Here is a 14,136-nt window from a genome sequence, read left to right on the forward strand (position 1 = left end):
GCTCAAGCCTCCCCGATGACGCGAGCCGAGCGCGGCAGGCCGAGCACGGCTCCCGGCGCGACGAGGATGAGGTCCACGCCTAGCGGAAACAGCTGCCGGTTGGCGGCGAGGCGGGCGGAAAAATCGGCGGGCAGCGGCGCGGCCGCAAAGCCCACGCGGGTCTCGATGCCCGGCCCCTCCAGCTGGATCGGGCCTTCGCCGAGGGTCGTCACCTGCACCACCAGCGTGGTGGAGCGGTCGGGATAATCCGGCTCGCCGAGGGCGAAGCGCGCGAAGTCCGGCAAGGCCGACCCATCGGCGATCAGGGCGAAGCGCCCGGCGGCGGGCGCCTCGACCAGCGGTGCGGAGGTGTGAAAGCGCAAAAAGGCGGCGACCGCCGGCGCAGCGGCCAGGGCCGGATCCAGCCACACCGGAGTTTCATAATCCAGCAGCGCCAAAGCGATGGCCGCCATATCGGGCGAGAGCGGCGCGGGCGGGGCGAGACGGGTGCGCAGCGGCACCGGAAGGCCGGGACGGGCGAGCGCCCACATCACCGCCTTGAAAACCTCCTGCGCCTCGCGCGGGGCGTCGGCGAAGCCGGACGCCAATGCAGTGGCGGGCATTAATCTTCTCCCCGGACCATGGTGAAGAAATTCACCTTGGTCGCTTCGGTCTTGGCGGCGCCCTGCGTCACTTCATCGTCAAGGCGGCGGCGTACATCGGTTAGAGCCAGTTCGACGGTGCCGCGCAGGGCTTCGTCCTGCCACAGAGCGTCGAGGATGGCGGCGGCTCGTGCGCGTTCTGGCTCGCGCCCGAGCATATAGGAGACACCGGTGGCCCCCGCTTCGAGTTGCACCGCCGCACGCGTCACGGTGGCTTCACCCAGGTTGAAGGGCGAGCCATCCCCGCCGACGCGGCCGCGCAGCATGGCGAGGCCGACGTCGGGCGTCCGCAACTCCCGCATGGGAGGCAAGGGTGCGAATCGCTCGACGGCGGCTTCGAGCTCTTCGCGTGTGGCGCGCGAAAGAAGGCGCATCATTTCGATGCGGCGGGCGGTCGCGTCGTCCGGGCTGTCGTTCATTGCGCTCGATCCTCGGGTCAGGTGCAGCGCGATCTGCCGGGTGGAGGTATCGTGTCGGTGCCTCTGGAAATAGTTTGTATAATAAGATATACAAATAAGCAAGGCACGCGGGCAAAGCGGGCACAAAAATGATGGGAACGGTGACGACCATGGACGAAATGGGTCACGCTGCGATGACAGATGCGGTGGATGCGGATGTGAAGCGCGGGTCGGGGATTGCGCTGTGGAAGCAGATCGCCGAACGCCTGGAGGGCGAGATTACGTCTGGCCTCTACGCGCCGGGCGCGCGGCTGCCGGTGGAGGCGGACCTTGCGCTGCGCTTCGGCGTCAACCGCCACACCGTGCGGCGCGCCCTGGCGGTGTTGTCCGAACAGGGGATGATCGAGGCCACCGCCGGGCGCGGCACCTTCGTGAAGGACGCCCCGCTGCGCTATCCCATCGGCACGCGCACGCGCTTCTGCGAGATCGTGTCCGCCAACGGGCGCGAGCCGTTCGGCCGCTGTCTCGGCTCGGTGGTCGAGCCGGCGAGCCGCGAGGTGGCGCAGGGGCTGGAGATTCCCGAAGGCACGCCGGTGCTGGCCATCGAGACCATTCATGAAGCGGATGGCGTGCCGATTTCCTGCGGGCGGGCCTATTTCCCCCAATCCCGCTGCCGCGACCTCGATCTCGTCTATGCCGCCACCGGTTCGCTGACGCGGGCGCTTGCCACCATCGGCATTCTCGATTTCCGGCGCCGGGAGACCCGCGTTTCCGCCCGCCCGGCGAACGAGACCGAGCAGGAACGCTTGTCGCTCAGTCCCGGCCGGGCTGTGATGGTGGTGGAACGGGTGGACGTGGAAGCCAACGGCACGCCCTTGCAATGGGGCCGCGCCAGCTTCGCCGCTGACCGGGTGCAACTCGTCATCAAGCCGTGAGAGCGGGCGGCATCGGGCATGGATCGGGGCCGAACGCCCCATCGAAAGCAGCCGACCGAAGACCGGTCGGTTCCGCACTTCAACGAGACGCTCAGGTCGTGGTCGGTGTTTACTTCAAGGTTTTCAGATAGGCGATGACGGCCGTGACGTCCTCCGGCCTCTTCAGGCCGGCAAATGCCATCTTGGAGCCGGGGACAATGCTCTTGGGATTGGCCAAGTATTTACTGAGGGTCGCCTCGTCCCACGTGAGTCCGGAATTCTTCATGGCGGCGCTATATTGATAGCCCGCGACGCTCCCGGCCTTCATGCCGACGATTCCGAAGAGTCGTCGCCTCAGACCACCTCTTTTCGGCCGATGATGGCGAAGCGCAGGCGCGAGGAGATGAAATCGATCACCGCCACCATCACCAGCATCATGAGGATGAGCACGCTCACCTTCTGCCATTCCAGCACGCGGATCTGCTCCACCAGGTGAAGCCCGAGCCCGCCCGCGCCGACGATGCCGACGATGGTGGACTGGCGCGAATTGCTCTCGAAAATATACAGCACCTGGCTGGTGAGCACCGGCATCACCTGCGGCAGCAGGCCGAACCGCACCGCATCCAACCCCGTGCCGCCGGTCGAGAGAATGCCTTCCACCGCCTTGCGGTCGGTGGCCTCGATGGCTTCGGAAAACAGCTTGGCGAAGATGCCCACGCTGGCGGTGGCGATGGCCAATATGCCGGCGAACGGGCCGAGCCCCACCACGGTGACGAAGATCAGCGCCCAGATCAGCCGGTCGATGCCGCGCACCACGTCCAGGAACCGCCGCACCAGCATATGGAGGAAGAAGTTCGGCACCACGTTGCGGGCGGCGATGAAGCCGAGCGGCACCGCGATCACCGCGCCGATGAAGGTGCCGAGGAAGGCGATCGACAGGGTTTCGCCCAACGCGTGGATATAGAGCGGAAATTGTGTGCCGGGATCGGGCGGCACCATGAGGGTGAGGAACAGCCACAGCTGTCGGATGCCGCTGCCGATGCGGGCGAAGCTGAATTCCAGCTGCCACATGGCATAGGCCGCCAGCACCACCAGCGCCACGAGGCAGCCGGCGGTCCAGACGCGGCGCGCCAGCGAAGGCGTGAAGATCTGCGGATGCAGCGCCGCGAGGCGGGCGCGATCCGCGGCATCGGGGGCGAGGCGGGCGCGGTTCATGAACGGCGCTCCGTGCCCAGCAGCGCATGGCGCACGCGCTCGGTGACGAGGTCGATGATCACCACCGTGCCGATGATCAGCAGCAGGATGGCGGAGACATCGGAATAATAGAATTTGCGCACCGCCTCCACCAGGTCCTGCCCGATGCCGCCGGCGCCGACGAAGCCCATGATCGCGGCTTCGCGCACATTCTCTTCAAACCGCAGCAGGCCGTAGGAGGCGAAATTGGAGAGCACCTGCGGCAGCACCGCGAAGCGCACGGTCTGCACCCAATCGGCGCCCGAGGCGGTGGCGCCGTCCACCGGCTTCATGTCGATATTCTCGACCACCTCGGCGAACAATTTGCCGAGCGCGCCCATGGTGTGGATGGACAGCGCCAGCACGCCGGGCATGGGCCCGAGGCCGAACGCCACCACGAACAGCAGGGCGAACACGATCTCCGGCACGGTGCGGCAGAATTCCAGGAAGCGGCGCACGCCCATCCTGATCCAGGGGGATCGCACGAGATTGGCGCTGGCGAGGAAGCACAGGCAGAAGGCGCCGAGGCCGCCGAACACCGTGCCGAGATAGGCGATCAGGATCGTATCCCACAGCAGCTTCAGCCAATGGTCCAGGTTCCAGAACCATTCGCCGAGGTCGGCGGCCAGATTGGCGAAGGTGAGCGTGGGCGTGATGTCGTAGAAATAATTCCCGAGCCGCCCCGCATTGGCCAGGAACACGGCCGGCTTCACCTCGCCCATCCAGGAAGAGAGGGCGATGCAGACCACGATCACCGCGAGGCCGATATAGACGTGGCGCCGGCGCGAGGCCATGGCCGCCGCATAATGGCGGGCCAGCGGCGCGAGTTGCTCGGCCGGAAGGGTCGCGAACGCGTGGGGCAGGGGAAAGGGCATGGGGCGTTGGTTCCGAACCTGCGGGAACGGACGGCCCGCCGAAGCGGGCCGCCCTTTCGGCGTCAGGACGCCTTCTTCTTGCGCAGTTCGTCGACGAACTTGATCAGCTCGATCACCGGCTTGTAGGCCGCGTTGTCGACCGGCTGCCAGGGCTGGGCCTTGCCTTCATAGATCTTGTCGAAAGCGGCCTTGTCGTTCTTCTGGATCGAGAAGAAGGCTTCGCGGATCTTCGCCTTCAGATCGTCCGGCAGGTCCGTCAGATAGGCATAGGGCGAGTTCACGATGAGGTCGGACTTGTAGATGATGCGGTAGTCCGCGTATTTCGCCATCCCCTTGCGATCCATGCGCATGAGGTTGGATTCGTTTTCATCGTTCCACCAGTTGAAAGCTGCGTCGCAGGTGCCCTGCTGCACGGCGATCACGGCGTTCTCGTGCGAGCCGGCATAGACCACCTTGCTGAAATAGGCGTCGGGGGTGATGCCCATCTTGCTCAGGGCGTAGCGCGGCACGTTGTTGCCGGAGGTGGAGTTCGGGTCCACCAGGCAGAGATTCTTGCCCTTCAGATCCTCGATCGACTTGTAGGGGCTGTCGGCCTTCACATAGAGCACCGAGTGATAGCCCTTGGTGCCGTCCTGGTTCACTTCGATCGCGAAGGCTTCGGTCTTCACGCCGGTGAGCAGGGCGCGGGCGAAGGAGGCCGGGCCGTAGGCGGCGATCTGGACGTTGCCGGCGCGCTGGCCCTCGATCACGGCCGCATAATCATTGGCGACGCGCAGGGTCACCTTCACGCCGAGCTCCTTGGAGAGATAGTCCATGAGCGGCTGATAGCGGTCCGTGACGCCCGAGGCGTTCTCGGCCGGGATGACCGCGAACACCAGCTCGGGATATTTGGCTTTCCAATCCTGGGCGGCGGCGGCGCCGGCGAAGCCGGCGGAGAGCACCGCGGCGGTCGCCACGGTCATGAGGGTACGACGGGTCAGCATGTCTCGCTCCTTGAGGATGCGGGGTCTGGATGCGGGGGTACGAAAACGCTTGAAATCACGCGTACTTTTGGAAAACCGCGCGCGGCCATGGGCTGCGCGAAGCGGGGGTCGCATGCGCTGTCGAGCGTCCGCGCGCGCCAGCGGCGTGCCCGTGCTGGCGCCCGGCCGCCACGCGCATGGCGGCGGGCGGGGTCACACGGCGGCGGCTCCCGGCACCAAGGCGGGTTCGAATTCCGGCTCGGTGGCGCCGTGCATGTCCATCACCTCGCCGGCCTCGAGGCCGTAGAGTTCGCGGGCAACCCCTTCGGTCAGGGCTTCGGGCGCGCCGTCGAACACCACGCGGCCGGCGGCCATGCCGATCAGGCGATCGCAATAGGTGCGGGCGAGATCGAGCGAGTGCAGATTGCACAGCACGGTGATGCCGAAATGCTTGTTGATGCGCAGCAGCGCGTCCATCACCACCTTGGTGTTGCGCGGATCCAGCGAGGCGATGGGCTCGTCCGCCAGGATCAGCCCCGGTTCCTGCACCAGGGCGCGAGCGATGGCCACGCGCTGCTGCTGGCCGCCCGAGAGGCTGTCGGCGCGCTGGGCGGCCAATTGGGCGATGTCGAACTGGTCGAGCGCGGTCAGCGCGACGGCCTTGTCCTCCTCGCTCCACATCTTGGAGAGCGCGCGCCAGCGCGGCATGGTGGAGAGGCGGCCCATCAGCACGTTCGTGAGCACGTCGAGCCGACCCACCAGATTGAACTGCTGGAAGATCATGGCGGCCTGGGCGCGCCACAGGCGCAACTCCCGGCCCTTCAGCGCCGTGACATCGACGCCGTCATAGCGGATCGCGCCGCCGCTGGACGGCTGCAGGCGATTGATCATGCGCAGCAAGGTGGACTTGCCGGCGCCTGAACGGCCGATGACGCCGATGAAGGCGCCCTGACCAATCTCAAGGTTGACATCCGAGACAGCGACCTTTTCGCCAAATCGGCAGGTCAGCCCTTCGATCACCATCATCTGGTTTTGCTCCGGTGCTTGCCGGGACATTTCCTTAAGTGGGCGCCGCAACAATCTTATGACAGTGCGGTGATTGGATGCCGTTGCGCCCTTGCAAATCCTCCAAGGTCGAGCTTCATAAATTTGTCACGGACGTCACAATCCGGTCGGAAAACCTATTTGTTGGGACAAAAGTACATTTAATGCCAAGGGCCTAAGGCGAGAGGCCAATCGCCGCCTGGTCGCAGCCGGGGCACAGGAGCAGCGGTTTGGCGGGGCGGAAGCCGGCGGGCGGACAGACGCACGCATCCGCGCGGGCGGGCCGCTTGCGAAGCCTGGAAGGCCGGTGTTGTCGAGGCCGATGGGTGTGGAGGAGGCACGCGGCGCCGGAGATTTTCTCTCCAGCGCCGCGTCGATCGACCTGCCCTTCGCGATTTTTGGTCTTTTACGAAGGCGGCTTGAGCGTGTGGCCAAACTCAGATCATGCCGAGCAGCACCGCGCCGATTACGGCGAAAGCGGTACTCACTTTGAGCATGTCGAGTATCGAGCCCAGGTCCACTTCTCAAGTCCCTTTTTGGTCGATCTCCGCGCGAAGCTTAGCAAAGACCAAAAAATGGAAAAGGAAATAACGCTGCCGCGATGCGGCGCTTTATCTTGCGCCGCAGCGTCGATTTTCGAGAACTGAACGATACCATCCACATGACGGTATCGCACTGCACATTGGGCTGTTTTGATATATTGTATTTCAGCTTTGCAGCGCGCGTTCCGCGAAGGCAGCGACGGTCAATGCCGTCCGATCCCGGCCAAAACGCCCCACGATCTGCACCCCCATGGGCATGCCATTGGTGCCCGAAAGGCCGGTCACGTTCACCGTCGGCGTGCCCATCAGCGTCCACAGCCGATTGAAGATGGCGGACCCGGTGGTGCTATAGCCTTCCGGCGCCGTGCCGGGCGCGGAGAAGGTGAGGATGGCGTCATAATCGGCGAAGAAGTCCCCCAGCCGCTGGCGCGCGCGCTTGGCGGTGCGGCGGGCGGAATCATAATCATCCGGCTGCACCTTGGCGGCCTGCTCCAGATAGCGCGCCAGCAGCGGCGAGAGCAGGTGGCGCAGGCGGTCATATTCGTCGGCGAAGGCGATGGCGCCTTCGAAATCCTGGATCGTGGCGTGGATCGCGTCGGCGGCTTCCAATTCGGCCGGCAGCGCGACCTCGCTCACATGGGCGCCGGCGGCCTCCATCGCCCGCGCGGCCTGGTCGAGCGCCGCATGGGCGTCGGCGTCGGCCAGGTCGGCACGCACGGTGCGGATGACCGCAATGCGCGGCGCCTGCGCCACCTCGGCACCGATGTCGAGGTCGCGCCCGGTGAGGCCGGCGGCGGCGAACGCCACGTCCTGAACCCGTGCGCCGAACAGGCCGATGGTGTCGAGGTGCCAGGAGAAGGTCTTCATGCCCATGGTGGGCAAGGTGCGGAAGGTCGGCTTATAGCCGGTGACGCCGCAATAAGAGGCCGGCCGGATGACCGATCCGCCGGTCTGGGTGCCGAGGGCGAGCGGCACCATGCCCGCCGCCACCGCCGCCGCGGAGCCCGCCGAGGAGCCGCCGGGTGTATGGCTGAGCCGGCGCGGATTGCGCGTGGCGCTCGGTTCCAGGAAGGCGAATTCCGTGGTCACGGTCTTGCCGAGCAGCACGCCGCCGCCGCGCCGCGCCTGGCTCACCACCGGCGCGTCGGTGGCGGGACGGTGGCCGGCAAAGATCGGGGAATTATATTCGGTGGGCAGTTCTCGCGTATCGAGAATGTCCTTCACCGCGAACGGCAGCCCGGCGAGCGGGCGATCGGCCTGGCCCGGCGCCTGCGCGGCTGTGCGGGCGGCATCGAGATCAAGGACGGCGAACGCGCGCACGTCTTTCTCATGCTCGTCGATCGCCTGCGCGCACAAGTTCACAAGGTCGAGGGGCGTGAGGCGGCCGGATCGCACATCGTGGGCAAGGTCGCGGGCGAATAGCATCGGAAGGTCTTTCTTTTTGGTTCGCAGGTCGGGTTGAGGTGAAGCGGCTTCAGGGACGCGAGAGGATGTGGCGGCCGCTGCGCGCGGCCTCGTCATAGACGCGCGTGTCACCCGGACGCTCTGAATAGCAGGTCGAGGCGATCACCGGCTTGCCGGCCGCGATCAGGTCGGACACCGTCACAAAGCCATAGCCTTTCGCCCGCAGCGCCGGGATCAATTGCCTGAGAGCCTCCGCCGTGTGCTTGCCGCGCCCGTTGGCGTGCATCAGCACAATGGAGCCGGGGCGGATCGAACGCAGCATATTCTGCGCCATCAAGGTCGCACCGAGGAAGGCGGGGTCGGCGGAATCCACGTCCCACTGGATCGCTAGATGGCCGGTCTCGTTGACGTAATTCATCGATTCCGCATTGCACGAGCCATAGGGGAAGCGAAACAGCGCCGGGCGGGCGGGCACCTGCGCCAGCATGCAGCCGGCCTGCGAGGCAGTGGCGCGGGAAAGGCCGAAGGCGGTGTCGGCATCGTCCACCTGCCGCGTCATGGCTTCCCCGGTCTTCACCGCGAGATTGGCGTGGGACCAGGTGTGGTTGCCCATTTCGAAGATCGGATCGGCCAGGATCTGGGCCGCGCGGTCGGGATGGCTCACCATCCATTTGCCGCCGCCGAAGAAGGTGGCGGGCACATGCTCCGCGCGCAGATAATCCACCAGGGCGCCGTCATAGCCGGAGACTTCGCCCGAGGCCTCGCACAAATCGAAGGTGAGCGCCACCAGCTTCACCCCGGCCGGCAGGTCCACCCGGCGGATAGAGCCGGACAGCGATGCCGGCACGGGCTGGGCCGGGGGCAGGCGCACATCGGGCAGGGAACCGGCGGCGGCGGCGCGGCGCACCACCTCCTCCCCCGGCCGCGCGCGCAGGGCCTCCGGCGCATAGCAGGCCGGTGCGGCAAAAGCTGGCGAGATGAGCGCCGACGAGATGAGCGCCGGCGAGATGAGCGCGGGCCCTGCGCAGGCGAGCGCCAGCAGGCCGGCGGCGGCGCGCCGCACGGGGGCGGGGCAGGACAGAAGAGCGAAGGGTAGGGGAAAAGATAGGGGCATCGTGGGGTGGGAGTGGCACGGTCCGCGTGGCCTCGCAAGGCTTACCCGCGCAAAGCTGCGGGCGCGGCCTTGCAGTCGGCGCAAACCACCGCCGGACACCCCCCGCGCGCCTTGCGGAAGGCGCGTGGGGCGCCGAAGATCGGCACCATGCCGGCGCGACAGGACACCAAGATGGCCCCAGCTTCCTCCCCCGCGCAAAGCCGCGCCCCTTCCACCGGCGAGCCGCGCCTTGCCCTGGTCACGGGCGGCAGCGGCGGCATCGGGCTGGAGTTCGCCCGCCTCCTGGCGCGCGACGGGTTCGCCTTGATCCTGGTGGCGCGCGATGCCGCCCGCCTGGAGGAGGCGGCGCGCGATTTGCGGACCGCCGGGGCGGTGGAGGTGCAGGTGCGCGTCGCCGATCTTGCCGATCCAGCGGTGGTGGACAGGCTCGCTGCCGAAATCGCCCGAACGGAGCTGGACGTGCTGGTGAACAATGCCGGATTCGGCGCTTATGGGCCGTTCGTCGACGCCGATCTTGCCGCGACCGAGGGCATGATCGCCACCAATATCGCCGCCCTCACCCTTCTGACCCGCGCGGTCCTGCCAGGCATGCTGGCGCGCGGACAGGGGCGGATCGTGCAGGTTGCGTCCACCGCCGCCTTCGCGCCGGGCCCGTTCGCCGCCGTCTATGCCGCGAGCAAGGCTTATGTGCTCTCGTTTTCCGAGGCATTGAGCGAGGAATTGAGCGAGACCCAGATCGCTGTCACGGCTCTGTGTCCCGGGCCCACGCATACCGGCTTTGCCGCCCGGGCCGGCATGGGGGCGACGCGGGTGTTCCGCGGGCCGGTGGCCGATGCCCGCACGGTGGCGGAAGCGGGCTATCTCGCGATGCTGGCGGGCAAGAGGGTGGAAGTGGTCGGGCTTGCCAACCGCTTGATGACGTTCGCGGTTCGGCTCGCGCCCCGGCGGTTCCTGGCGCGTGTCAGCCGCCGCGCCTACGCCCAGCCGCCGGAGGACTGAGCCGCGCCTTATGCCCTTGGGTCGTGCCCGTGGGTCGTGGCGGGCCACCATCAGCGCGGCTTCTGGCGCGGATCAGCAAAATCCATTTGTGCTGCCGGCCGATGCGCGCTAACGCCGCCGCATCCTTCCGAGCGGGCGCGGCCATGAACCTCCTCTCCATTCAGTCCCATGTCGCCTTCGGCCATGTGGGGAACGCATCCGCCGTCTTTCCCTTGCAGCGCCTGGGCGTCGAGGTGTGGCCCATCCACACGGTGCAATTCTCCAACCACACCGGATACGGGGCCTGGCGCGGGCAGGTGTTCGAGGCCGAGCTGGTGCTCGAACTGGTGGAAGGCATCGCCGAGCGCGGCCAGCTGGCCCGGTGCGACGGCGTGCTGTCCGGCTACATGGGGTCGGCCGATCTCGGCGCGGCGATCCTCGCCACCGTGGCGCGGGTGCGCGACGCCAATCCGCGCGCGACCTATTGCTGCGACCCGGTGATCGGCGATGTGGGGCGCGGCATCTTCGTGCGGCCGGGCATTCCCGAATTCATGCGCGACGTCGCCGTGCCGGCGGCGGATGTGATCACGCCCAACCAGTTCGAGCTGGAATGGTTGACCGGGCAATCACTTGCGACCCGCGCCGATGCGCTCGCCGCCTGCGCGCAGCTTCAGGCGAGCGGTCCCGGCGTCGTGCTCGTCACCAGCCTGCACACGCGGGAGACGCCGGCACAGTCCATCGACCTGCTCGCCTGCGGTCCGGAGGGGCGGTTCCTGGTGCGCACACCCAAGCTCGACGTTTCGCTGAACGGGGCCGGGGATGCGATCGCGGCCCTGTTCTATTTCCATTGGAAGCGCAGCGGCAGCGTTGCGGTGGCGCTTGGGGCGGCCGCCTCCTCGATCTACGGCTTGCTACGGCGCACCGATCAGGCCGGGGCGCGGGAATTGTTGTTGGTTGAGGCGCAGGAAGAGTTCGTGCGACCAAGCCGCGTCTTCACGCCGGAGGCGGTTTGAGGCAAAACTGTGGCTCTTGCCGCGCGAGCCCGTCCTCTCGCGTTTCTGCCTCACCGGATGCCCCGCCATGCCGCGCCGTTATGTGACGCTCGATGTCTTTACCTCGCGCCCGTTCGGCGGCAATCCTCTGGCGGTAGTGCTGGACGCCGCCGGGCTCGACGATGCGGCGATGCAGCAGATCACTCGCGAGTTCAACGTCTCCGAAACGGCGTTCGTCCTGCCGCCGAAGGACCCCTCTCACCGGGCGCGGGTGCGCATCTTCACCACCGCCCATGAGATGCCGTTCGCCGGCCATCCCACCGTTGGCGCGGCGGTGCTGCTGGCGCTGGAAGACAAGCTCCCCAAGGGGCAGATGCGGCTGGAGGAGCAGATCGGCACGCTGATCTGCGAGGTGACCAGCGATGCCACAGGCGCCCGCAAGGGCAGCGCCACCTTCATCGTGCCGCGCCGCAGCACGCTGGAGGACGTGGACATCTCCCGCCAGGCCTGCGCGGATGCGCTCAATCTCAGCGTCGGCGACATTGGTTTTGACGCCCACCGCCCGGTGGTGGCCTCGGCGGGGGTGCCGTTCCTGTTCGTGCCGGTGGCGGACCTGACCGCGCTCGCCCGCGCCCGGCCGGACGAGGCGGCCTTCATCCGCAACCTCGGCTCCTATGGCGAGGCGCTCTATCTCTATACGCCGGACGAGGAGGGCGACGCCGATTTCCGCGCCCGCATGTTCTCGCCCGGCCTCGGCACCGAGGAAGATCCCGCCACCGGTGCCGCCGCCGCCGCCTTTCCCGCCGTGCTGCTGGATGCCGAGGCGCGGGTGGAGGGCAATCACAAGGTGCGCATCGACCAGGGCTTCGAGATGGGTCGGCCGAGCCGCATCAATCTCGGCTTCACGGTGAAGGGCGGCCATGTGGTGGAGGCGACCATCGGCGGCACTGCGGTGGTGGTGGCCGAAGGCGTGCTTCACCTCTGACGTTTCCCTAAGGGGATATGGCGAAAAAGTGTTCGCCCGACCCCTTGGCTGCGGCCGTTGTAGATCTATCTGCGCTGCATCGCACCATTGCCGGCCGCAGGCCGCAAACCGAAGGCATTCCCATGAGCGACGCGAAAGCCACGCTGTTCGACACGTATCGCCTCGGCGACCTCACCCTTCCCAACCGGATCGTGATGGCGCCGCTGACCCGCAACCGGGCGCTGCCCGGCTTCGTGCCCGGCCCGCTGACCGTGGACTATTACACCCAGCGCGCCTCCGCCGGCCTGATCATCACCGAGGCGACGCAGATTTCCCAGCAGGGCCAGGGCTATCAGGACACCCCGGGCATCTATAGCGCCGAGCAGGTGGCCGGCTGGAAGAAGGTGACGGACGCGGTTCACGCCAAGGGTGGGCGGATCGTCGTGCAGCTCTGGCATGTGGGCCGGGTCTCCCACGTCTCGCTCCAGCCCAACGGCGGCGCGCCAGTGGCGCCTTCCGCCATCACCGCCAAGACCAAGACCTTCGTGAACAATGGTTTCGTAGAGACCTCCGCGCCGCGCGCCCTGGCGCTTGAGGAGATTCCCGGCATCATCGCCGATTATCGCCGCGCCGCCGCCAATGCCATCGCCGCCGGCTTCGACGGGGTCGAGATCCACGCCGCCAACGGCTATCTCCTGGACCAGTTCCTGCGCGACGGCGCCAACAAGCGGACCGATATCTACGGCGGTTCGATCGAGAACCGCGCCCGCCTGCTGCTGGAAGTGACGTCGGCGATCATCGCCGAGATCGGTGCCAAGCGTACCGGCCTGCGCATTTCCCCGGTCACCCCGGCGAACGACCTGACCGACAGCAATCCCCAGGCGCTGTTTAACTATGCGGTGGAAGAGCTGGAGAAGCTGAAGCCGGTCTATATCCATGTGGTGGAAGGCGCCACCGGCGGCCCGCGCGACGTCGATCCGAGCTTCGATTTCGAGCAGCTGCGCGCCCGCTATTCCGGTGCCTGGATGACCAATAACGGCTATGACCTCGCGCTTGCGGAAAAGGTGCTGGCGGACGGCAAGGCGGACCTGATCGCCTTCGGCCGGCCCTTCATCTCCAACCCGGACCTGGTGGAGCGCCTGCGCACCCGCGCGCCGCTGAACGAGATGAACCGCGAGACGCTCTATGGCGGCGGCGCCGAGGGCTATACCGATTATCCGGTGTTGGAAGCGGTGGCGTGAGCCCTGGTTCGGAGGCGGGTGGGACCGTCCTCCCGGTCGCGGATCGCGTGTTCGGCACGGTGTTGCCGTTCACCGGCTTCGATCTTCGGATCGCGGCCGAGGTCTGGACCGAGGCGGAGGCCCACCGCTCCGAGATTGATGCCGAGTTCGCCGTCCAGCGCGCGGCCAATCCGCATCTGTGGAACGGCCGCATCCTGGTGCTGCGGGAGTTCGCCTTCGTAGGCGGGCTCCTGCGGGGCCGTTTTTTGGAGACCGATTTCGCCACGCTGCTGTGGTGGCGGGCGCGCGACTGGCCGGAGCTTGGCGCCTGGAACGCCTTCGCCTTGTGCGCCCTCCAGGGCAAGGACGGCGCGTTCGTGATGGGCGAGATGGGAGCGCGCACGGCCAATGCCGGGCGGGTGTTTTTTCCCGGCGGCACGCCCGACCTCAATGATGTCACGGCGGACGGACGGGTGGATCTGGAGCAATCCGCCCTGCGGGAATTGCGTGAGGAAACCGGCCTCGATCCGGCCTTGATCCATGCCGATGGCGGCTGGTGCGCGGTGTTTGATGGCGCGCGGCTCGCCCTGGTGCATCGCCTGGTGTTCGACATGACGGGCGAGGAGATCGCCCACCGCATCCGCGATTTTATCGCCCGGGAAAGCGAGCCGGAACTTGCCGATGCGGTGGTAATTCGCGACCGGACACAGATCACGGACAAGGTCACATCCTTCGCCGCAACCTATCTGCGCCATCATCTGCCTTGAGGCCGATCGCCTTTCATGGCTTGACGCCGTCGCAACAGAGCATCGTCATGCACGGGCTCGACCCGTGCATCCACGCGCCACCGTTGGA

The 14,136-nt window shown here is 67.0% G+C and carries 15 protein-coding genes; 6 read left to right on the forward strand and 9 right to left on the reverse strand.

Annotation, left to right across the window (positions count from 1 at the left end; translation table 11 throughout):
- Positions 1-2: 2 nt before the first annotated feature.
- Together phnH and phnG are read right to left on the reverse strand one after the other, a co-directional pair.
- The gene (phnH, locus tag V5G24_RS06150; protein ID WP_394086025.1) at positions 3-602 is read right to left on the reverse strand and encodes a phosphonate C-P lyase system protein PhnH; all 600 of its coding nucleotides are present in this window, start codon (positions 600-602) and stop codon (positions 3-5) included.
- Complete coding sequence (gene phnG / locus V5G24_RS06155) at positions 602-1,060, reverse strand: phosphonate C-P lyase system protein PhnG (protein WP_394086026.1); 459 nt, start codon at positions 1,058-1,060, stop codon at positions 602-604. Before phnG ends, phnH begins: the two co-directional genes overlap by 1 nt.
- Before the next feature lie 149 nt (positions 1,061-1,209).
- Between phnG and phnF the strand changes: the two genes are divergently transcribed.
- Positions 1,210-1,974, forward strand: a complete 765-nt coding sequence (gene phnF / locus V5G24_RS06160; RefSeq protein ID WP_394086027.1) for a phosphonate metabolism transcriptional regulator PhnF — start codon at positions 1,210-1,212, stop codon at positions 1,972-1,974.
- Positions 1,975-2,083: 109 nt separating this feature from the next.
- Here the strand turns inward: phnF and V5G24_RS06165 are convergent, their stop codons facing one another.
- The 7 genes from V5G24_RS06165 to V5G24_RS06195 form a co-directional block, all read right to left on the reverse strand.
- The gene (locus tag V5G24_RS06165) at positions 2,084-2,281 is read right to left on the reverse strand and encodes a c-type cytochrome (protein ID WP_394086028.1); all 198 of its coding nucleotides are present in this window, start codon (positions 2,279-2,281) and stop codon (positions 2,084-2,086) included.
- Between the two features lie 26 nt (positions 2,282-2,307).
- A complete protein-coding gene (gene phnE, locus V5G24_RS06170) occupies positions 2,308-3,168 on the reverse strand; it encodes a phosphonate ABC transporter, permease protein PhnE (protein WP_394086029.1) in 861 nt (286 codons plus the stop codon).
- The gene (gene phnE, locus V5G24_RS06175; protein ID WP_394086030.1) at positions 3,165-4,061 is read right to left on the reverse strand and encodes a phosphonate ABC transporter, permease protein PhnE; all 897 of its coding nucleotides are present in this window, start codon (positions 4,059-4,061) and stop codon (positions 3,165-3,167) included. Before phnE (V5G24_RS06175) ends, phnE (V5G24_RS06170) begins: the two co-directional genes overlap by 4 nt.
- 62 nt (positions 4,062-4,123) lie before the next feature.
- Entirely contained in the window at positions 4,124-5,044 is a 921-nt protein-coding gene (phnD, locus tag V5G24_RS06180; RefSeq protein WP_394086031.1) for a phosphonate ABC transporter substrate-binding protein, read from the reverse strand.
- A 192-nt stretch (positions 5,045-5,236) separates the two neighbouring features.
- The gene (gene phnC / locus V5G24_RS06185) at positions 5,237-6,049 is read right to left on the reverse strand and encodes a phosphonate ABC transporter ATP-binding protein (protein ID WP_394086032.1); all 813 of its coding nucleotides are present in this window, start codon (positions 6,047-6,049) and stop codon (positions 5,237-5,239) included.
- A gap of 725 nt (positions 6,050-6,774) precedes the next feature.
- The gene (locus tag V5G24_RS06190) at positions 6,775-8,034 is read right to left on the reverse strand and encodes an amidase (protein WP_394086033.1); all 1,260 of its coding nucleotides are present in this window, start codon (positions 8,032-8,034) and stop codon (positions 6,775-6,777) included.
- A gap of 49 nt (positions 8,035-8,083) precedes the next feature.
- A complete protein-coding gene (locus V5G24_RS06195; RefSeq protein WP_394086034.1) occupies positions 8,084-9,076 on the reverse strand; it encodes a polysaccharide deacetylase family protein in 993 nt (330 codons plus the stop codon).
- Positions 9,077-9,298: 222 nt separating this feature from the next.
- On the opposite strand from V5G24_RS06195, the gene V5G24_RS06200 reads away from it, so the two are divergent.
- From V5G24_RS06200 to V5G24_RS06220, 5 genes are all read left to right on the forward strand, one after another.
- A complete protein-coding gene (locus V5G24_RS06200) occupies positions 9,299-10,126 on the forward strand; it encodes an SDR family NAD(P)-dependent oxidoreductase (RefSeq protein ID WP_394086035.1) in 828 nt (275 codons plus the stop codon).
- A 143-nt stretch (positions 10,127-10,269) separates the two neighbouring features.
- Positions 10,270-11,118, forward strand: coding sequence for a pyridoxal kinase PdxY (pdxY, locus tag V5G24_RS06205; protein ID WP_394086036.1), 849 nt, complete (start codon positions 10,270-10,272; stop codon positions 11,116-11,118).
- 67 nt (positions 11,119-11,185) lie between these two features.
- Positions 11,186-12,082, forward strand: coding sequence for a PhzF family protein (locus V5G24_RS06210; protein WP_394086037.1), 897 nt, complete (start codon positions 11,186-11,188; stop codon positions 12,080-12,082).
- Between the two features lie 122 nt (positions 12,083-12,204).
- On the forward strand, positions 12,205-13,302 hold the full coding sequence (locus V5G24_RS06215) for an alkene reductase (protein ID WP_394086038.1): 1,098 nt from the start codon (positions 12,205-12,207) through the stop codon (positions 13,300-13,302).
- Positions 13,299-14,048, forward strand: coding sequence for an NUDIX hydrolase (locus tag V5G24_RS06220; RefSeq protein WP_394086039.1), 750 nt, complete (start codon positions 13,299-13,301; stop codon positions 14,046-14,048). The genes V5G24_RS06215 and V5G24_RS06220 overlap by 4 nt, the downstream gene beginning before the upstream one ends.
- The last annotated feature ends 88 nt before the right edge of the window (positions 14,049-14,136 follow it).

The organism is Roseixanthobacter finlandensis (genome assembly GCF_043195105.2).
Classification (GTDB): Bacteria; Pseudomonadota; Alphaproteobacteria; order Rhizobiales; family Xanthobacteraceae; genus NCEH01.